Origin of the sequence: Dactylosporangium sp. NPDC050588 (genome assembly GCF_040654975.1) — a bacterium.
In the GTDB taxonomy this organism is placed as follows: Bacteria; Actinomycetota; Actinomycetes; order Mycobacteriales; family Micromonosporaceae; genus Dactylosporangium; species Dactylosporangium maewongense.
Genome location: NZ_JBFAJA010000029.1, coordinates 12,890 through 32,488, shown reverse-complemented (window position 1 = coordinate 32,488; position 19,599 = coordinate 12,890). Strand labels below are relative to the sequence as shown.

The window sequence follows — 19,599 nt, the reverse complement described above, 5'->3', positions numbered from 1 at the left end:
ACCTGCTAGGACTTGAAGCCGAGCGGCAGGTACTTGTCGACGTTGTCCTTCGTGATCGTCTCGGACTGCAGGACGATCAGCTTCGGCACCTGCAGCTCGACCAGGTCGCCCATGCCCTTGCCCTGGGCGGCGAGGCGGGCCAGGATGATCGCCGAGGACGCCATCGACGGCGGGTAGGTGACCGTCGCGGTCAGCACCGAGTCGCCGGCCTTGATGTGGTCCATCGCGTCACGGGAGCCCGCGCCGCCGACCATGAAGAACTCCTTGCGGCCCGCCTGCTGGATCGCGGCGAGGACGCCGACGCCCTGGTCGTCGTCGTGGTTCCACACGGCGTCGAGCTTCGGCGCGGCCTGCAGCAGGTTCGCCGCGGCCTTCTGGCCGGACTCGACGGTGAAGCCCGCCGCGACCCGGTGCTTGACCGTGAGGCCGTAGGTCTTGAGCGCGTCGGCGAAGCCCTTCGACCGGTCCTTGGTCAGCTGGAGCTCGTCGATGCCCGGGATCTCGCCGATGACGGCGTCGGTCTTGCCCTTGAGCTTCTCGCCGATGTACTTGCCGGCGGCGATGCCCATGCCGTAGTTGTCGCCCTTGATCAGCGAGAACGAGGCGGCCGAGTCGGAGAACTCCCGGTCGAGGTTGATGACGATGATGCCGGCCGCGGTGGCCTTCTTGCCGATCTCGGTGAGCTGCGCGCCGTCCTGCGGCAGCAGCACGATCGCGTCGGGCTTCGAGCCGATCAGGGTGTCCAGCGCGGCGATCTGCGCGGGGGCGTCCTTACCGGCGTCGACGACCTTCAGGGTCACGTCGGAGAACTTGGCGGCCTGCGCCTTGGCGTTCGCGGTGATCGCGCCGATCCAGCCGTGGTCGGCGGCCGGGGCGGAGAAGCCGATGGTGACGGCCTTGCCGGGCGCCTCCGAGGCGGCGGCGTTCACCTTCGTGTTGGTGCCGGTGTCGTCGTCCTTCTTGTCGTTGGACGTGCAACCGGCGAGCAGTGCACCGGCGCCGAGGGCGGCCCCGCCGAGGAGAAGCTTACGGCGGGACATGTCACCCGAGGATGCGCTCATCACGACCTCCTGGTCGTCTGTGGGATGGGGGGGCGGGTAGGTTTTGCTGCATTTTGGGCGTGTTGATCCACACTGCCGTCGATGACGGCGGTGCTGGGTGTTCGGTGGCGATGCGCCCTATCGGGGTGGGACCGAAGTGCCTATCTGTTGAGGCGGGTCCGGAGGAAGGAGCCGACCCGGAACTGCTGGATGAGGACCGCGGCGACGATGATGCCGCCGTTGATGATCCGCTGGACGTCCAGCTGCAGGTTGTTGACGATGAACAGGTTCGTGATCTGGGTGAAGATCAGCACGCCGAGGAGCGAGCCGACGATGGTGCCGCGGCCGCCGGTGAGGGCGGTGCCGCCGATGATCGCGGCAGCGATGGCGTTGAGCTCGTACAGGTCGCCGTGGGTGTTGCTGCCGGAGGTGGTCTGGGACACGATCATCAGCGCGGCGATGCCGCAGCAGAGGCCCGACAGCACGTACAGCAGCATCGTCTGCAACCGGACGTTGATACCGGCCAGGCGGGCGGCCTCGGCGTTGCCACCGATCGCGATGGTGCGGCGGCCGAAGGTGGTGCGGTTGAGCAGGACCCAGCCGAGCGCGGTGACCAGCACGAAGATGATGACCATGTACGGGACGCCGAGCAGCCGGTCGCCGGCGAGGCTCTTGATGAACGGGTCCGACGTGATCTGGGTGTGCGACCCGGAGATGTTCTGGGCGAGACCGCGGGCGGACAGCATCATGGCGAGCGTCGCGATGAAGGGCACCAGCTTGCCGTAGGCGATCAGCCCGCCGTTGACGAGGCCGGCGGCCGCACCGACGGCGAGCGCGGTGAAGACCATCGCGGCCGGCCCCATGTCCTGGGTCGCCACGGTGGTGCACCAGACGCTGGCGAGGGCCAGCAGCGCGCCGACCGACAGGTCGATGCCGCCGCTGATCATCACGAACGTCATGCCGACCACGATCACGCCGATGCTGGACGCCTGGGTCAGCACGGTCAGCTCATTGGACCAGAGCCGGTCGAGGTCGAGGAAGATGTCGGGACGGGTGACGGCACCGATGATCAGCAGCAGCACCAGGACCCCGATGAGGGCGAGGTTGCGCTTGACGGAGTCGGCACCGTCCCGCTGCAACCAGCCCTGCCCGGCGGTGTGCGCCGCGCCTTTGCTCAGCTCCACGGAGTCGGCGGACGGTGTGGTCGCGGTGCTCATGCTGCGGTCCCTTCAGGGGCGGTGCTCGCCAGATCGGCCCCGTCCAGCAGTGAGCCGGCCATCACGAGGTCGAGCACGGTGTCTTCGTCGAGTTCGTCCGCCGGCGCCTCGCGTACGAGCCGTCCCTCACGCATGACGAGCACGCGGTCGGACAGGCCCAGCACCTCGGGCACCTCGCTGGACACGAGCAGCACACCGACACCCTCGTCGGCGAGTCTGCGGATCACCTGGTAGAGCTCGGCGCGGGCGCCGACGTCGACGCCTCGGGTGGGCTCGTCGAGCAGGAGCAGCCGGGTGCCGCCCAGCAGCCACCGGCCGACGACGACCTTCTGCTGGTTGCCGCCGGAGAGGGTGCGCACGGGGCGCCGGACGTCGTTCGGGCGCAGGTCGAGGCCCTGGGTGATCTTCTGGGCCTCGGAGCGCTCGCGCCCGGCGTCGGTGAAGCCGGCGCGGGCGAATCGGGTGAACCCGGCGAGGGTGACGTTGCGGTAGATCGGCTCGCCGAGCAGCAGCGCCTGGCTCTTGCGCTCCTCGGGGGCCATGCCGATGCCGGCCTTCACGGCGGCGTTGACGCTGCCCTTGCGCAGCACCTTGCCCCCGATCGCGACCGTGCCGGCGGTGGCGCGGCGGGCACCGAAGATGGTCTCCAGCACCTCCGACCGCCCGGAGCCGACCAGGCCGGTGATCCCGACGATCTCCCCCGCGTGGACGTTCAGCGAGATGTCGCTGAACCGCCCTTCCAGGCTCAAGCCGTCGACGCTGAGCAGCAGCTCTTCCGCCGGCTTGTCCGACTTATCCGATTTATCCGGAAAGACGTACTCAATGGTGCGGCCGGTCATCTTGCTGACCAGCTCGCGGGTCGGCGTGGCCTTCGCGTCGAGGTTGGCCGCCGTGGTGCGGCCGTCCTTGAGCACCGTCACGCGGTCGCCGATCTCGCGGATCTCCTCCATACGGTGGGAGATGTAGATGACCGCGATGCCCTGCGCCGTCAGCGCGCGGACCATGCGGAACAGGTTCTGCACCTCGTCGTGGGCGAGCACGGCGCTCGGCTCGTCCATGATGAGCAGCCGCGCCTCGCGGGACAGCGCCCGGCCCATGCTCACGATCTGCTTCGCGGCGGCCGGCAGCTTGCCGACCTCCCGGCCCACGGGGATCTCCGCGTGGCCGAGCCGCGCGAGGATCTCCGCCGCGCCGCTGCGCATGGTGCGCCGGGCGACGAACCCGGCGCTGTGCGGCTCGTGACCGAGGTACATGTTCTCGGCGACGCTGAGGCCGTCGACGAGGTCGAGCTCCTGGTAGATGGTGGCGATGCCGGCCTTCATGGCCGTCTGCGGGCTGTTGAACGCGGCCGGCTGACCCAGCCACATGATCTCGCCGGAGTCCGGGGTGTGCGCGCCCGAGAGCACCTTGATCAGCGTGGACTTGCCGGCGCCGTTCTGCCCGAGGAGGCAGTGCACCTCCCCGGCCCGCACCTCCAGCTGGACCCCGTCGAGCGCACGGACGCCGGGGAAGGTCTTCACCACATCGGTAAGTTTCAGGACGATGTCGTCCGTTGTTGTCATGATGGCCGTCCATATGCGAGTTCGCTGGCCAGGACCGCGGCGCCAACAACGCCGGCGCGGGGGCCGAGCTCGGACAGGACGACCGGCAGATTGCCGGTCGCGAGGGGAAGCGAACGCCGGTAGACGACGCTACGAATCTCCGCCAGCAGGATGTGACCGAGGCCGGCGAGACCGCCGCCGATCACGATCATCGACGGGTTGATGAAGCTGACCAGGCCGGCCAGCACTCCACCCACCCGGCGCCCACCGTCACGGATCAGGCGGATGCACGTGACGTCACCCTCGGCGGCGCCGTCGGCGACGTCCTTGGCGGTCACGATGCCGTTGGCGTTCAGCCGGTCCGCGAGCGCCGGTGAGGCACCGCTGCGGGCCGCCGCCGTCGCGTCACGCGCCAGCGCGCCGCCACCGAACAAGGCCTCCAGGCAGCCGACGTTGCCGCACGAGCACACCGGCCCGTGACTGTCGACCTGGATGTGCCCGATGTCGCCGGCGCACCCGTCGGTGCCCCGGTACACCTCACCGTTGAGGTAGATGCCGCACCCGATGCCGGTCCCCACCTTGAGGAAGAGCAGGTTGTCCACCGAGTGCGCGACGCCGCCGTAGCGCTCGCCGATGCTCATGATGTTCACGTCGTTGTCGACGACGACCGGGCAGTTGAACTCGCGCCCGAGCACCTCCCGCACCGGGAACCTGTCCCAGCCGGGCATGATCGGTGGCGAGACCGGAACGCCGTCCCGGAAACTGACCGGCCCTGGCACGCCGATGCCGATGGCGTGCAACCGCTCGAACGAGCCATCCACACGGAACTTGTGCAGAATCTCGTTGACCCGTTGCAGTATTACTTTCGGTCCCGACCTGATGTCGGCGGGCTCCCCGTACGCCGCGACCGGCTCCAGCCGCCCATCGGTGATCTCGACGTCGATCGAGCTCGCCCCCAGGTCCACCGCGGCGAACCGCAGATCCGGGTTCAGCTCCACCAGCGTCGACCTGCGACCACCCCGGCTCGCCGCCGGGCCCGCCTCGCGGATGAGCCCGGTCGCGACGAGCGCGTCCAGGTCCGCGAGCAGCCGCGGCCGCGGCACCTCCAGGCGATCCGCCAGCTCCGCACGCGACAACGCACCGGTGTCCCGCAACAAGCGGAGCAGGCGCGACTGAACGGGGCCGTCTACCGCACTGACCGTGTTCACAATGGCACCTCCTCATCTGGTCGCAGGCAGGCGTCCGCGACACGCGGCTACACCACCACACCTCCGCTGAGGTGCCGGTTGCCGGGTCGTGTGCCATGCGTTACACCCGTGTTGCGTCGAGACTTTAGGCCCTCCGAAGCGCCGCGTCTAGGTCTTCTATCTCCCGTTACCAAACTTTTGCTGAATCCAACGGAAGTTGACCCACTTCCGAACGTTACCGCGTTTCCCCAGCTCAAGCTGTAAATTCCACACCGCTGCCGCGGCAGGCCCCGGCGGGGATGCCGTACTTCCGCCCCACCGCTGGCGCGGCGGGTCCCGGCGGGGATGCTCAGCCGCACCCCAATGCGCCGCTCCGCGGCGCACTGCCCGCGTCGAGACGCGAGCCAGGCCAAGCGGTGCCTGCGCGCCGCATCCGGTGGCCGCCATCCGCAGTAGCCAGGGCTCCCCATGCTCCGGCAGACCCTGCACTCCCCGGGCTGCACAAACCCTTCCGGATCACGGACCCCGTCAGCCCCGACCCGCACCCAGCGAACAGACGCTGACCAATACCCCGCATGCCCCCGCCTCGCGATGGACGTTGCACGATCCACCCACAGTTCGATCACTCAACCCGCCGCGGATCCCACATCACCTGTGAACAAAAGCCGCAAAACTGGGCATTGATCAACGCCTGTGGCAGCCTGGGCGAACAGCGTCTGCCCGCACCGCCAGATCCGCCCCTGGACCAGGCAACAGCCTCGTGACCGAACGCACGGGCCCGGACCCAGGCAACAGCCCCATCGCCGGACTCGACCACATGATCCAAGGACACCCCTGGCCGCGCGCACGGCCAGATCCGTCCTTGGATCAAGCCAGCACCGCGACGGCCAGCCACCCGACACCGGCACACACCGATCCCAAGCACCCGATCGAAGGACAACCCTGGCCACCCACACCACCACACCCGTCCTTGGACCAACCGGTCCAGCGCACACCGCAACAGCGCGGTCGCCGATCCCGAGCACTCGATCAAGTGCGGTCATGGCCACCCGCACCGCCAGATCCATCCTGTGGATCAACTGGTCGGCGCACACCGCAGCTGCGCCGTCACTGGTCCCGGGCGCTTGATCGAAGGACAACCCTGGCCGCCCACACCGCCAGATCCGTCCTTGGATCATGCGGTCCGGTGCACATCGCGACGGCGCGGTCGCCGGTCTTGAGCGCTTGATCAAAGGAAGGTCGTGGCCGTGGACCTGCTCAGCGCTGCCGGTCCATCCGGATGCCGACGGTCGCGGCCGCCGCAACGTCCCGCATCGACATCACCATGGCGGCTCGGTCAGAACCCCGCGGCAGACCCGAGTCCGAAGCGCGGCCCAGCCCCACCAGCCCAGCCCGGGCTGAAACCGCACCACCCAAGCGACACTGCCCGAAGGCCCCCCGAAGCCACACCACCCGAAGACCAGGCCACCCAAGCCGCGCCGCCCGGAGCCGCACCACCCGAAGGCCATGCCACCCAAGCCGCGCCGCCCGAAGGCCACACCATCCGCAACCACACCGCCCGAGCCGCGCCGCCCGAAGCCGCACCACCCGAAGGCCATGCCACCCGAGCCGCGCCGCCCGAAGGGCGCACCACCCGAAGGGCGCACCACCCGAAGACCACACCACCCGAAGGCCACACCATCCGCAACCACACCGCCCGAAGCCGAACTGCGTGGAGCCGGACAGCCCGAAGTCCCCGATGCCGCAGCCATGTCTCTGCGGCGGCGGGCAGCTCCCACCAGGGCGGAGCTGTCAGCCGGCTGGACGACGTGGGCCGCTCACTTCAGCAGCAGGGTGCCCATCCGGCGGCTGGCCATCGTCAGGCCGACCGCGGCCAGCGCGGCCAGGTATGCCACATGCCACAGCAGCGTCCAGTCCGGCGAGCCCGTCGTGATCGCCCGGAGCAGGGCGACGCCGTGGTACAGCGGCGTCAGCTCGATCAGGACCTGCAGCGGCGCGGGGAAGTCCGACGGTGGGGAGAACGTGCCGCTGAACAGGAACAGCCCGAACTGGGTCACGTTGATGTAGTCGAAGTCCTGCCAGGAGCGCAGCAGCGTCGACAGTCCCATCCCTAGCGCCCCGAACGCGAACCCCACCAGCAGCGTCACGGGTAAGGCCACCAGCGCCCACCCCCACGTGGTGAGGTCCAGCGCCGCCATGACCAGGAGAAAGACGGCGGAATACGTGCCGCCGCGGCACATCGCCCAGACGAGCTCGCCGACGGAGACCTGCATGGGCGTGATCGGGGTGGCGAGCGTCGCATCATAGATGCGCATGAACTTGAGCTTGCCGTAGAAGTTCATGGTGGTCTCCGCGAGCGCCCCGTTCATCGCGGAGGCGGCCAGCATCGCCGGCGCGACGAACTGCGCATAGGTCACGAGCCGGCCGTCGGGCAGCGCGATGTCCCCGACGAGCCGCCCGACGCCGACGCCGATCGACAGCAGGTACAGCAGCGGCTCGACGAAACCGGACAGCAGCACCCACCAGTACGCCGCGTGCCTGGCCGCCGCGAGGTTACGCACGGTGACGGAGAGGGCGCCGGAGGCGCGGTGGTCGAGACGGGACATCGCCCGCGGGAAGATCAGTGTCGTGACCATCAGTCGCCCAGCTTCCGGGTGAACGAACGCACCGCCAGCACATAGCCCACCGCGCACCACACCGCCAGGACCGCGACATGGGCGGGCAGCCCCCAGGCGGTCGTGGTGCCGAGCGTCGCGGCCCGGGAAAGCTCCACGCCATGCCACAGCGGCGACACGTACGCCAGCAGCCGAGCAGCCACGGGCAGGCTCTCCACGGGGAAGAACACGCCGGCGAAGAGCGTCATGGGCACCACCGCCACGCGGAACAGCACCGCGAACGCCCCATCGGTCTCGGTCCGCGCCGCGAACGCGAAGCACGGCGCCGCGCACGCCACGCCCAGCAGCATGGAGACCAGCGGGGTCGTGAGCGCCCACCACGAGTGCAGCGCGCCGAACAGCGCCAGCACCACCAGGAACCCGATGCCCGACAGCGCGACCCGCAGCGTGACGAACGCCAGATGTCCCCGCAGCATGTCACCCACCGTGAGCGGCGACGCCCGCATCGCGTGGTAGACCCGTGTCCAGTTGAACCCGCCGAACACCGGCCACGTCGAGTCGCCGACCGCGACCTGCAGGGCGGTCGAGGCGAGCAGCCCGGGCCCGAGATAGTCCAGGTACGGCACGCCGATCGACGTCGACCGCTCGTCGATGTAGTGCCCGACGGTGATCCCCATCGCGACCAGGAACATCGCCGGCAGCGCGAACGAGCTGAACACGCTCGCCCGCCAGGTGCGTTTGTAGGACACCAGGTGATACTCGAGCGCCAGGGCGGTCCGGTGTGCCATCAGTCCACCAGCGTCCGGCCGGTGAGCTGCAGGAACACGTCTTCGAGCGACCCGCGCCGGACCAGCACGCTCGACGGCGTCAGCCCCCGTGCGTGGACCTGCGCGGCGGCCGCGTCGCCGTCGCCGGTGTAGACCAGGATGCGGTCGGGCAGCACCTCGGTGCGCTCGCCGATGCCCTCCAGCTTGCCGGCCAACCCGTCGAGCGGCTCGTTGCCGAACCGCACCTCGAGCACCTCCCGCGTCGAGTGCCGCTCGATCAGCTCGCGCGGCGAGCCCTCCGCGACGATCCGGCCGCCGTCCATGACGACCAGGCGGTCGCACAGCTGCTCCGCCTCGTCCATGTAGTGCGTGGTGAGCACCAGCGTGACGCCGCGCTGCTTGAGCCGGAACAGCCGCTCCCACACCAGGTGCCGCGCCTGCGGGTCGAGGCCGGTGGTCGGCTCGTCGAGCAGCACGATCTCGGGCTCGTTGACCAGGGCCCGCGCGATCGTCAGGCGGCGCTTCATCCCGCCCGACAGCGGCTCGACCTTGTCGCCGGCGCGGTCCGCCAGCTGCACGAACTCCAGCAGCTCCATCGCCCGCTCCCGCGCGACCCGGCGCGGGATGTTGAAATACCGCGCATACACCGTCAGGTTTTCCAGCACGGTCAGCTCGAGGTCGAGCGAGTCCTGCTGCGGGCACACCCCGAGCCGCGCCCGGATCGCCGAACCGTCCCGCGCCGCGTCCATGCCCAGGATCCGCAGCGAGCCGCCGGTCGGGCGCGACACGCAGCCGATCATGCGCATCGTGGAGGACTTGCCCGCCCCGTTTGGCCCGAGGAACCCGAACGCCTCCCCGGCCCGCACCCGCACGTCGATCCCGTCGACCGCGGTGAAGTCACCGAACTGTTTCACCAGCCCGGTCGCCGCGATCAACGCTCCGTCATCAGCCACGTGGCGACACTAACCCGGGGGTCTGACAAAAATCGGTCCGATTTGCTGCCGGCGACGGCCGGTTGGCACCATGTGCTGGTGAGCGTCAACCCGCGCTGGCTCGGGCTGGCCGCTTCCGTCCTCCTCGCCACCAGCGGTTTCCTGGCCGGCAAGCCGGTGCCGCGCGACGGGGCGTGGCTGCTCGGTGTGATCGTGTGGTTCGTCGCCCTCGCGATGCTGATCTACGCCTGGTGGACGCTGCGCGACGAGACCGACCAGCGCGGCCTGCTGGTCACCGCCGCGCTCTGGAGCGTCCCGCTGCTGGTCGCGCCGCCGCTGGGCAGCCACGACATTTACGCGTACGCCTGCCAGGGCCAGCTCTTCGACGCCGGCTTCGACCTCTACGAGGCGGGGCCCGCCGCACTGCCCTGCACGTGGCTGTCCGACGTGCCCGAGCTGTGGCGCGAGACCCCCACGCCCTACGGTCCACTGTGGATCGCCGTGGAGGGCGCCGCTGCCTGGCTCGCGCACGGCAGCCTGCCCGCCGCCGTACTGTTGCTGCGCCTCGCCGCCGTGCTCGGCCTGGTGCTGTGCGTCGCCGCCGTGCACCGCCTCTCCCGCGGCAACGCACTGCTCGCCGCCAGCCCACTCGTCCTCGTCCACGTCGTGTCCGGCGCCCACAACGACGTCGTCCTCGCGGGCCTGGTCCTGGCCGGTTTCGTCGCCGCGAGACGGCCCGGCTTCGCGGCGGCCGCCGCGTCCGGGCTCGCCTTCGGCCTCGCCGGCGCCGTCAAGGTCACCGCGCTCGGCGCCGTGCCGTTCGCCCTCCTGTTGGTGTTTTTCGCCGGTACGACCAGAGCCCGCTGGACGAGCACCCTCACCTTCGGCGTGACGATCGGAGCGACCTACGCCCTCCTCGCGGTGCTCACCGGCCACGGCCTCGGCTTCCTGCACGCCCTCGGCTCGACCAGCACCATGGTCCAGTGGCTCTCCATCCCCACCGGCGTGGGCATGGCCGCGGGTTACGTGCTGCGCGTGTTCGGTCACCCAGAGTCGTTCGCGACGGCGGTGGCGGTCGCGCGGGCCGTGGGACTGCTAGCGTTGGCGGTGATCCTGCTGGGGCTGTGGTGGCGGACCGCGACCACCCTGGCCTCACTCCACCGCGCCGCCCACCCCGGCGGCGCACCGACCAACAACGGCAGCGCGACGGGTCCCGAGCCAGGGGGCGTCGCCACAGGCCGCGATGCCACGGCCGACCGCGCGACGGCCCGCAGCGCGACGGCCAGCAGCGCGACGGACGGCGTGACCGGCGGCGACGCGGCTGACGGCGTGACCGGCGGCGCGGCTGACGGCGGCGCGACGGGGCGGCGGGCGCAGGACGTGGTGCTGACCGCGGCGGGTTGCGGCATGCTCGCGGCCGCGGTGCTCGGCCCGGTGTTCTACGCCTGGTACGCGATCGCCGGCATCGCCCTGCTCGCGGGCACGACGCTCACCGGCCGGCTGCGTACGGTCGTGCTGGTCGCCGCGGCCGGATTGCCGCTGCTGACGCTGCCCGACAGCCTGGGGCTGGCGACGAAGACGAAGGTGCCCGGGGCGTTCCTGGACGTCGCGCTCGTCACGGCCGCCGCCGTCCACCTGGTCCGCCGCCGTCGCCGATCCGCGCCCCCGCCCGCCGCAAACTCGACCCCGGGCACACCCGCCGTCAGCGGGCCGGCCGCCGACTGACCGACCCAACCAGCACCGCAGCCACCCCTCGCCACAGTCCGCCCAAGCAACACTCCACCCTCAGCGGACCAGGCTCCCGACCGACCACCCAGCGTGGCAACCACCCCACGTCGCGAGCCGCCCAAGCGGCAGGCACTCCACCCGGACCAGACACCCGACCGACCACCCACCCAGCATGGCAACCACCCCACGTCGCGAGCCGCCCAAGCGGCACCCCACCATCAGCGGAACGGGCTGCCGACCAGCCGCCTCCCAACCACCGGCGTCGAAACCACCGCACGTCGCGAGGCGGCCCAGCAGCATCCCACCATCAGCAGACCAGGCTTCGACCAGCCACCCCGACCAGCCAGCGTCGCGACCACCCCACGCCGCGGGCGGCTCAGCGGCACCGCCGTCAGCGGACCAGAGGGCTCTCCCCAACCGTTCAGCGGCGCGAGGGGCCCACGTTGTGAGCTGCCCCGGTGGTGTCGGCGACAGCGGGCCGGGGGGTCGGGTCGGGTGCTGGTGGTGGACCGTCCACCCGAAAGGCCGGATGGGGCGGGACGTTGCGGGCGCGGTCGCTGTCGGGGGCAGGTGGGTGGGGTCAGGCGGGGGTGCCGATCGACTGGCGGGCGGCGGCGACCAGGGCGGCGGTCTGTTCGGTGACGGCGGGAGCGGTGGGGTCGACGCCTTCGTCGTAGCGGACGGTCCAGCGCAGGCCGTCGACGCCGCTAACGCGGCGGGCGACGACGCGGACGCCGAAGCCGGTGGTGAGGGGGTGGTGCGAGGTGTGCGCGATGGACTTGTTGACCCGGGTGCGGACCTGCTCAGGCACCCTGTCGGGGTCGAGCAGCGTGATGACCAGCGGCGTCAGGTCCTCCATGACGACGTACCCACCGGGGCCGTCGACGGGCAGCTCCCGGGCGGCGATCAGGGCCAGCTGCCGGCCCGACCACGTGGCCTTGTGGATCTCGTGCCAGCCGAGCCGCTCGCCCGCGCCGGGGAGCCAGAGGCCGAGGTTGGTGACGACGACCACCGTGTCGCCGGTCGCGCCCGCCCACGAGACGACGCGCTCGTCGGCGGCGAGGGCGGGCCGCTGCGCGGGCGGCAGCCGGCGCTTCTTCAGGAAGCCGAACACGACGCTCTCCTTCTGTCGGACGACCGCAGGACCAGACCCCGGCCGCACCCCACCGACCTGCTACCCACCACGAGCCGGCCACGCACCACCGCCGGCAACCCACCGCCGGTCACCGGACCCCCGCCGCGAGCCGACCCCGAGCCGGTCACCACAAACCCGTCGCGAGCCGATCCCGCACCGACCCCCGGCAGCGACCGCCCGCCTGCGCCGAAGCGGCCACGAACGACGAAGCGGCCACAAACAACGGAGCGGCCACGGACGACGAAGCGGCCACGAACGCCGGAGCAGCCACGGACACCGCAACGGCCACGGACGCCGGAACACCCGCCCCGCCGCACGCGCACGGTCACCAGCGGCTGGCGCTGCGGTCGCGCAGCGCCCTCGCGTGCTGCTCCAGGGAGACGAGCTCGCTGAAAAGGCGCAGGTACTCGTCGGCGTGGGTGACCGGATTGATGCGCTGCTGCTTGGACTTGAGGTCGGCGATCCGACGGTTGAGGGCGGGCAGCTGCAGCCGGACGATCGTGGCCTCGACATAGCGGGGGTCGGGCTCGCCGTCGAGGCGGAGGGGCTCGACGGCCAGCTCGGTGACGAGGGCCGCGGCGGCCGGGTCGGGGCACGCCTCGCGGACCCGCTCGATCCAGACGGCCCCGCCGGTCGCGGACGAGGCGCCGCCGGCGTCGGCGATCGCGGCGCGCAGTGCCGTGTAGGTGGGGTGGGCGTAGATGTCGGCGCCGATGACGTCGAACATGGGGCCGGCGAGGGCGGGCTGCTGGAGGGCGAGCTTCAGCGCCTCGCGCTCGACGAGGGCCTCGGCGCTGTCCGGCGCGAGGATCTTGCGGGTGGAGGCGGGTGGGGGCTCGACGACGCCCTTCGCGGCCGCGCCGACGGCGCGCTGGACCGTCTCCAGCTCCATGCCCAGGTCGCCCGCGAGCTTGCGGGCGTACTCAGGTCGCAGGGTGCGGTCCTTGATCTTCGCGACCAGCGGGGCGGTGGCCTTGAGGGCGCCGACGCGGCCTTCGGCGGTGTCGAGGTTGAAGCGCTGGATGACGGAGCGGAGGGCGAAGTCGAGCAGCGGCTGGCGGTCGGCGACGAGGTCGCGGACGGCGACGGGGCCCTTCGCCATGCGCAGCTCGCACGGGTCCATGCCGTTGGGGCCGACGGCGATGAACGTCTGCGCGACGAACCGCTGGTCGTCCTCGAAGGCGCGCAGCGCGGCCTTCTGCCCGGCGGCGTCACCGTCGAAGGTGAAGATGATCTCGCCGCCATAGCCGTCGGCGTCCAGCAGCAGGCGGCGCAGGACCGCGATGTGATCGGCGCCGAACGCGGTGCCGCAGGTGGCGACCGCCACCGGCACGTCGGACAGGTGGCAGGCCATCACGTCGGTGTAGCCCTCGACGATGACCACCTTGCTCTGCTTGGCGATCTCGCGCTTGGCCTGGTCCACCCCATACAGGACGTGGGACTTCTTGTAGAGCGGGGTCTCGGGCGTGTTCAGATACTTCGGGCCGTCGTCGTCGTCGAACAGCTTCCGCGCGCCGAAGCCGATCACGTCGCCGGAGATGTCCTTGATCGGCCACAGCAGGCGGCGGCGGAACCGGTCGATGAGGCTGCCCGAGCGGGCCTCCTTCGACAGCCCGGCGGTGATCAGCTCCTGCGCGGAGAAGCCCTTCAGCCGCAGGTGCTTGCTCAGCGGGTCCCAGCCCTCGGGCGCGAAGCCGCAGCCATAGCGCTCCGCCTCCTCGCGGCCGAAGCCGCGCTGCGCGAGGAACTCGCGGGCCAGCCGGGCGCCGGGCGAGCCGAGCTGCTCGGCATAGAAGCGGGCCGCCTCGGCGTGCGCGGCGATGAGCCGCTGCTTCTGGCCCGTCTGGCGGACCGGCGCGCTGCCCGCCTCGACATACTGCAGCTGCAGGCCGGCGCGGCCGGCGAGCCGCTCGACCGACTCGACGAACGTCAGGTGGTCGTGGTCCATCAGGAACTTGATGGCGTCGCCGCCGGCGCCGCAGCCGTGGCAGAAATACACGTTGCGCGCGGGCGAGACGTTGAACGAGGCGGTCTTCTCGTCGTGGAACGGGCAGAGCCCTTTCAGGTTGCCGCCCCCGGCCGACTTCAGCGTCACGTGCTCGGAGATCACATCCGCGATCGCGGTGCGCTCCCGTACCAAGGCGATGTCCTCGTCCTTGATCTTGCCGGCCACCCGACGCCACCTCCCCAACCCGAGGCCTACATCCTGCCTCGCGCCTACGACAATTTACGACCTCACCCCGGCAACACCACACCGGCCACGACCTCACCCGAGCAAAACCACACAGCCACGGCTTCACCCGAGCAACACCGCACGGGCACCACGCACGCACATCACCGTGCGATGCTGGCCGCCATGCCGAAACTGCGGGATGAGCGGGTCGCCTGGCTGGCCGTACAGGAGCGGCTGCGGCGGCGCAGTCGGCGGCTGGGGCCGTGGGGCTGGCTGCTGACGACCGCCACGCTGGGCGCGTGGGCGGTGCTGCGGTCCCAGGGGCGCGGGGCGGCGCGGATGGCGGCGTATTCGCTCGCCGTCGACCACGTCACCGGCTACCTCGACGACGACGAGCGCGAGACGCTGCGCACGCACGGCACGGTGCCGCCGTGGTTCCTGTTCGAGGTCGAGCGGGCCCGGTGGGCGGCGCGCGACAAGCAGTCGCTCCCCGCCGGCCGCGAGACCCGCCTGGAGCGGCGCCGCCGGATCCTGCTCAGGGTCGTCCTCACGGGGACCGCCGCGGCCGCCGTCTTCGTGTTGTCGCCGACCGTGTGGGTACGAGCGGCCTCCGCCGGCCGGATCGGTCCCGCCTCGACGGCCCCGGACGCCGGCGTCGCGATCGTGTTCGGGGCCCAGGTCGCGCCGGGCGGGCAGGAGCCGATGCCGTTCCTCAAGGGGCGGCTCGACGTCGCCGCGCGGCTGCTCACGTCCGGCAAGGTGAAGGCGCTGCTCATCTCCGGTGACGCGCAGGGCGGATCCGGAGATGAGGTCCGGGTGATGCGCGACTACCTGGCGGGCAAGGGCGTCGATCCGGCCAGGATGGTCGTCGACCCGCACGGACTCGACACCTACGACACGTGCCGCCGCGCCCGCGACGTGTACGGCGTGACGAAGGCCATTCTCGTCAGCCAGGAGCTGCACCTGCACCGTGCGGTGACGCTGTGCCGGCGCCTGGGCGTCGACGCGTACGGGGTGCCCGCCCTCTGCGAGGGATGCCAGCAGGTGACGATCTGGTACAACACGGCCAGGGACGTCGCGGCCGGGCCGAAGGCCGCCTGGGAGGCCCTCCGGCACCGACAGGCGGCAGTCGTGTCGCCACCGGATCCGTCCCTGCTGCAGGCGATGCGCTGACCCGCCCACCATCGTGGTTTTGGGCACGCCCGGCGGGCACCGGCGGCATACTTGACCCGTCCACGGCGCCGACATCAGATCGGCGCTTGTCCATGCCTGGCCCGATGGGTGGTGCGTTACCGGTGATGGTCCCGCGTCCGGGGGTTTCCGGCTGATGGTCACCGTGCTGCGCACCGTCGACGACGTCCTCGCATGGGCGGAGCTGCTGGTCGGGCCGCCGCTGCGCACCGCCGTCGGGCGCCTCCCGGAGCCGTCGCGCGAGGTGGCCGAGCTGCAGCTGGGCGGGCTCGACGAGGATCCGCCCGCCGCCCGTACACGCGCCGCACTGACACTCGTCTGCGCGGGCGCCGTCGGTGGTGACCCGCACGACGCGGTGGCGGGCGCCGTCGCGGTGGAGCTGGTGCACCACTGGTCGGGACTGCAACGGGACCTGTTCGACGGCGACCTGACCCGCCTGCACCGGCCGACCGCCTGGAGCGTGGTGGGGCCGCACCCGGCGACGCTGGGCGGGCAGGCGATGCTGGCGCTCGCGTTCGACGTGGCGGCGACCGGCGACCCGACCAGACGCGTGCCGCGCCCGCTGCGCCAGGCCAGCCGCGCCACGCCCGACACCGCGCCGTCCGTGCCGGCCGCGCCGTGCAGGGAGCCGGTGCGGCAGGACCGGGCGACCCGGGACAGGTTCACCGAGCAGCACGGCACCCCCGACCCGTGCACCGACGCGCGGCGGCAGTCCGGGGCGGCGTCCGTCGACCGGGCCGGCGTCCGCATCCTCGGCGACACCGTCCAGCAGCTCCTGCACGGCCAGCACACCGACCTCAGCACGGCCCTGGACGCCGCCCTGCCCCGGCGCCGCTCCGGCAACGACCTGCTCCGCACGTGCATCTCCGCGGTCGAGCAGCGCAGCGGCGCCCTCTTCGGCTGCGCGTGCGCCCTCGGCGCGCTCGCCGGCGGCGGCGACCCGGCGCGGGTGGAGCAGCTGCGGCTGTTCGGAGTCCGGCTCGGGCTGGCCGTCCGGTTCGCCGAGGACCTGCAGGGCATCTGGGGCGACCCGGCCGTGACGGGCCGCCCGGCGTTCGCCGACCTGCGCGGCCGCCGCCGCTCGCTGCCGGTCGCCGCCGCCCTCGCCGCGGGCGCCGACGAGCTGGCCGACCTGCTGCACCGCGAGACCCGCCTCAGCGAGGCCGACCTGGAGCGCGCCGCGAAGGTCGTCGAACGCTCCGGCGCCCGCTCCTGGTGCGCCCAGCAGGCCGACGACCTCCTCGCGCAGGCCCTGGTCGCCCTCGACCTGGCGATCCCCGAGCCGGCCGCGGTCGCCGAGCTCGTCGCCCTGGCCCGCTGGGCGACCCGCCACCCGGCCTGACCGACACCCCGCTGGCGATCCAGAACCCGCGCCTGACCGACACCACCCGCCGGCGATCCAGAACCCGCGCCTGACCGGCGCTCCCCCGAGAAGGCGCGCCGGCCGGGTGCGGGTGAGCGTCAGGAGAGGGCGGCGACCACCTGCTCAGCGCGGGTGGCGTGCTTCTGGTACGCGCCGGGGAACGCCGACCGCTGCACCGCCTGGGCCGCGGCGGTCACGCTCATCCGCTGCCAGCCCTCGACCCGGTTGAGGGCGTTGTAGAAGAGCATCGCGGAGTGGGCGGGGTTCATCAGTTCGGCGACGGTGCCCCAGCCCTGGCTGGCCCGCTGCTGGAAGAGCCCGACCGAGTCGTGGTCGGTCGAGGTGCCGTCGTGCGGCAGCCCGAGGGACGCGGGCACGGCGGAGCTGGCGACGTTGTACAGGTCGCTCTCCTGCATCGCCGTCGCGATCGCCACGACCAGGGCCCGGTCGGGCATGCCCTGCGCCCGGCCCTGCTTGACGATGATCGCGGCGTTGTCCATCTGCCGCTGGTCGAGGCCGGCGACGGGCTTGACGACCGGCGGCGCCGGCGGCACGGGCGCGGCGGGCACCGCGACGGCCAGGGGTCCCGTCGCGGGCGCTGGCGCCGCGTCGGCGGAGGGCGCGGAAGACGGCCCCGAAGCGGACAGGGACGACGGCGACGGCCAGGACCAGGCGGCCGCGGACTCGGCATACGCGGAGCCGGTGAACATCGACGCCGGCGAGTCAGCCGGCAGGGTGCCCAGCAGCGTGGCGGACAGGACGGCGACCGAGACGGTGCCGGCCCTGGCTCCGAGCACGGGCACCAGCCGGCGATGTCGCGGGTGGAACTGGCGTGGCAACACCTTCAATATGGGCTTCACTACTGATGTTTTCCTTCGTTGGCAGGCAGAAGACATGCGGCATCGGCACGCCGCCTGAGGGCGGCATGCTGGAAGGGGGGAACCAGTGGTGAGGTGTTACGAGGGCGCGCGGGCGGCCGGCATCGACGCAGACTCCTTCCGGTGCCGCCTACCGGGTTAGCTGACGGGTTCGGGCGGGAAGTTTCGCCCTACCGCGGCCAGGCCACGGATACACCCCAGAGGACGCGCATGGGTCCCCGGCTCGCGAAGATCGCGACTCGACGGCGCCCGCCCGGCAGCACCGATGCGGTGCAGGTCGACCGGAGCGGACGCAACGACACTACTGGGCCGTCTCGGGCCGGGCCAACCGCAGCAACGGCATACCACCCTGAGCACCCGAACGCTCACCGAACGCCGTCACCCGTCTGGTCACCTCGCCGGCGTGACGACCGCCCTTGACCAGGTACATCGCGCGGTCGGCGGCCCGCAGCGCGGCGCCCGCGTCCTCGACCGTGGCATCGATCACTGCCACGCCGACGCTGACCCTGACCCGCATGATCTGCCCCTGGTGCGTGACGGGTGCGCAGACGGCGCGTTCGAGGCGGTCGACCAGCACGCCGAGGTCGCCGGCGGCGACGTTGCCCATGAGGACGACGAACTCGTCGCCGCCGAGGCGCGCGACGGTGTCGGTGGGCCGCACCAGCGACTGGAGGCGCTGCGCGACGGCGACGAGGACCGCGTCGCCGGCATCGTGGCCGAGGGTGTCGTTGACGATTTTGAAGTCGTCGAGATCGCAGAAGAACAGCGCGCTGATCACCTGCTCGGTGCGGGCCCGCCGGATCGCGGCCGCGAGGGGTTCGGCGACGGCCTCGCGGTTGGCCAGGCCGGTCAGCGGGTCGCGGGAGGCCCTGCGCACCAGGTCGGCCTCGGTGGCCTTGCGGCTGGTGATGTCCTGCATCTGCGTGATCGCGAACGCGGGCGACCCGGCGACCACCGACATCGTCGCGGAGATCCAGATCGTCTCGCCGTCGCCGCGGACGCAGCGCACCTCGTAGTCGCGGATCGTGCCGGCGCCGCCGGCGAACACCTCCCGGCTGCGCTCGAAGTCGTCAGGGTGGATGAAGTCGCCGAAGCGCATCGAGACGAGCACGTCCTCGTCCCGCCCGAGCAGCTCGCACAGCGCGGGGTTGACCCGGACGAGGCGGGTCATGTCGGCACCCTCCAGGCCGATCATGCACATGCCGGTGCCGGCGCCGTTGAACGCGAGCCGGAACGCGGCCTCGCTCGCCTCCAGGTGCTGCCGCTCCCGGCGCAGCGCCTCGACCAGGTTGGCGTTGTTGATCGCGATGCCGGCCTGCGCGGCGAGCATCTCCAGCAGCTCGCGCTGGAACGCGCCGGGCCGCCTGCCGTCGGCGGGCAGGTCGACGCTGAGCACGCCGACGAGCGAGCCGTCGGGCGCGCACAGCGGCGCGAACAGGGCGTCGAGGGGGTGCCAGCGCTCCTCCTCCGGGATGCCGTCCACGCCGTCGGGGGCGGCGGGGATCCAGGACTGGATGCCGTCGTTGTGCCGCTCGTGCGGCAGGAACCGCAGCTGCCCCCACTCGTCGGCGGCGGCGAGGTGCGCGTCGAACTCCGCCGCCGGGTACCGGACGCCGAGCAGCTCCGCCCGCGCCTCCTCGGACCCGGCGATGGCGACCGCCTCGTACACGCCCTCCGGATGCAGGTAGTTGACCACGGCGGCACCGAACCCGGCGTGCTCGACGACCGCGTCGGCGATCCGGTTCAGCGTCTCGACGACGGTGCTGCCGGTGTTGATCCGCCCCGTGATCCGGTAGACGGAACGGATGGCGGCCATCGCCATGTCCCGATCT

Annotated in this window: 14 protein-coding genes and 1 riboswitch; of the genes, 3 read left to right on the top strand and 11 right to left on the bottom strand. The window is 71.8% G+C overall.

Annotated features, from left to right (window positions below):
- Positions 1–5: 5 nt before the first annotated feature.
- From AB0I21_RS21465 to AB0I21_RS21435, 7 genes are all read right to left on the bottom strand, one after another.
- Positions 6–1,040: a substrate-binding domain-containing protein gene (locus AB0I21_RS21465; protein ID WP_360563500.1), complete on the bottom strand. Its 1,035-nt coding sequence runs from the start codon at positions 1,038–1,040 to the stop codon at positions 6–8.
- 161 nt (positions 1,041–1,201) lie between these two features.
- Positions 1,202–2,257, bottom strand: coding sequence for an ABC transporter permease (locus AB0I21_RS21460; protein WP_360563498.1), 1,056 nt, complete (start codon positions 2,255–2,257; stop codon positions 1,202–1,204).
- Entirely contained in the window at positions 2,254–3,819 is a 1,566-nt protein-coding gene (locus tag AB0I21_RS21455) for a sugar ABC transporter ATP-binding protein (RefSeq protein ID WP_360563496.1), read from the bottom strand. The genes AB0I21_RS21460 and AB0I21_RS21455 overlap by 4 nt, the downstream gene beginning before the upstream one ends.
- A complete protein-coding gene (locus AB0I21_RS21450) occupies positions 3,816–5,006 on the bottom strand; it encodes an ROK family transcriptional regulator (protein WP_344506037.1) in 1,191 nt (396 codons plus the stop codon). Before AB0I21_RS21450 ends, AB0I21_RS21455 begins: the two co-directional genes overlap by 4 nt.
- Positions 5,007–6,802: 1,796 nt before the next feature.
- Positions 6,803–7,621 carry an ABC transporter permease gene (locus AB0I21_RS21445; protein ID WP_360563494.1) on the bottom strand — a complete coding sequence of 273 codons (819 nt, stop codon included), beginning with the start codon at positions 7,619–7,621 and terminating at the stop codon, positions 6,803–6,805.
- Positions 7,621–8,388, bottom strand: coding sequence for an ABC transporter permease (locus tag AB0I21_RS21440; protein WP_360563492.1), 768 nt, complete (start codon positions 8,386–8,388; stop codon positions 7,621–7,623). Before AB0I21_RS21440 ends, AB0I21_RS21445 begins: the two co-directional genes overlap by 1 nt.
- Positions 8,388–9,320 carry an ABC transporter ATP-binding protein gene (locus AB0I21_RS21435; RefSeq protein ID WP_360563491.1) on the bottom strand — a complete coding sequence of 311 codons (933 nt, stop codon included), beginning with the start codon at positions 9,318–9,320 and terminating at the stop codon, positions 8,388–8,390. Before AB0I21_RS21435 ends, AB0I21_RS21440 begins: the two co-directional genes overlap by 1 nt.
- 78 nt (positions 9,321–9,398) lie before the next feature.
- Here AB0I21_RS21435 and mptB point away from each other — a divergent pair, with 78 nt between their 5' ends.
- On the top strand, positions 9,399–11,024 hold the full coding sequence (mptB, locus tag AB0I21_RS21430; protein WP_360563490.1) for a polyprenol phosphomannose-dependent alpha 1,6 mannosyltransferase MptB: 1,626 nt from the start codon (positions 9,399–9,401) through the stop codon (positions 11,022–11,024).
- A 583-nt stretch (positions 11,025–11,607) separates the two neighbouring features.
- Here mptB and AB0I21_RS21425 read toward each other — a convergent pair.
- Positions 11,608–12,141 carry a hypothetical protein gene (locus AB0I21_RS21425; RefSeq protein WP_360563488.1) on the bottom strand — a complete coding sequence of 178 codons (534 nt, stop codon included), beginning with the start codon at positions 12,139–12,141 and terminating at the stop codon, positions 11,608–11,610.
- Between the two features lie 346 nt (positions 12,142–12,487).
- Entirely contained in the window at positions 12,488–14,335 is a 1,848-nt protein-coding gene (gene dnaG, locus AB0I21_RS21420; protein ID WP_360563486.1) for a DNA primase, read from the bottom strand.
- 183 nt (positions 14,336–14,518) lie between these two features.
- Here dnaG and AB0I21_RS21415 point away from each other — a divergent pair, with 183 nt between their 5' ends.
- Entirely contained in the window at positions 14,519–15,508 is a 990-nt protein-coding gene (locus AB0I21_RS21415) for an ElyC/SanA/YdcF family protein (protein ID WP_360563484.1), read from the top strand.
- Between the two features lie 154 nt (positions 15,509–15,662).
- Entirely contained in the window at positions 15,663–16,868 is a 1,206-nt protein-coding gene (locus tag AB0I21_RS21410) for a polyprenyl synthetase family protein (protein WP_360563482.1), read from the top strand.
- A 119-nt stretch (positions 16,869–16,987) separates the two neighbouring features.
- Here AB0I21_RS21410 and AB0I21_RS21405 read toward each other — a convergent pair whose 3' ends face one another.
- Together AB0I21_RS21405 and AB0I21_RS21400 are read right to left on the bottom strand one after the other, a co-directional pair.
- Positions 16,988–17,692, bottom strand: a complete 705-nt coding sequence (locus AB0I21_RS21405; RefSeq protein WP_360563480.1) for a hypothetical protein — start codon at positions 17,690–17,692, stop codon at positions 16,988–16,990.
- Between the two features lie 187 nt (positions 17,693–17,879).
- A riboswitch (cyclic di-AMP (ydaO/yuaA leader) is annotated at positions 17,880–18,022 on the bottom strand.
- 46 nt (positions 18,023–18,068) lie between these two features.
- Positions 18,069–19,583, bottom strand: coding sequence for a diguanylate cyclase (locus AB0I21_RS21400; RefSeq protein ID WP_360563478.1), 1,515 nt, complete (start codon positions 19,581–19,583; stop codon positions 18,069–18,071).
- Positions 19,584–19,599: the final 16 nt, after the last annotated feature.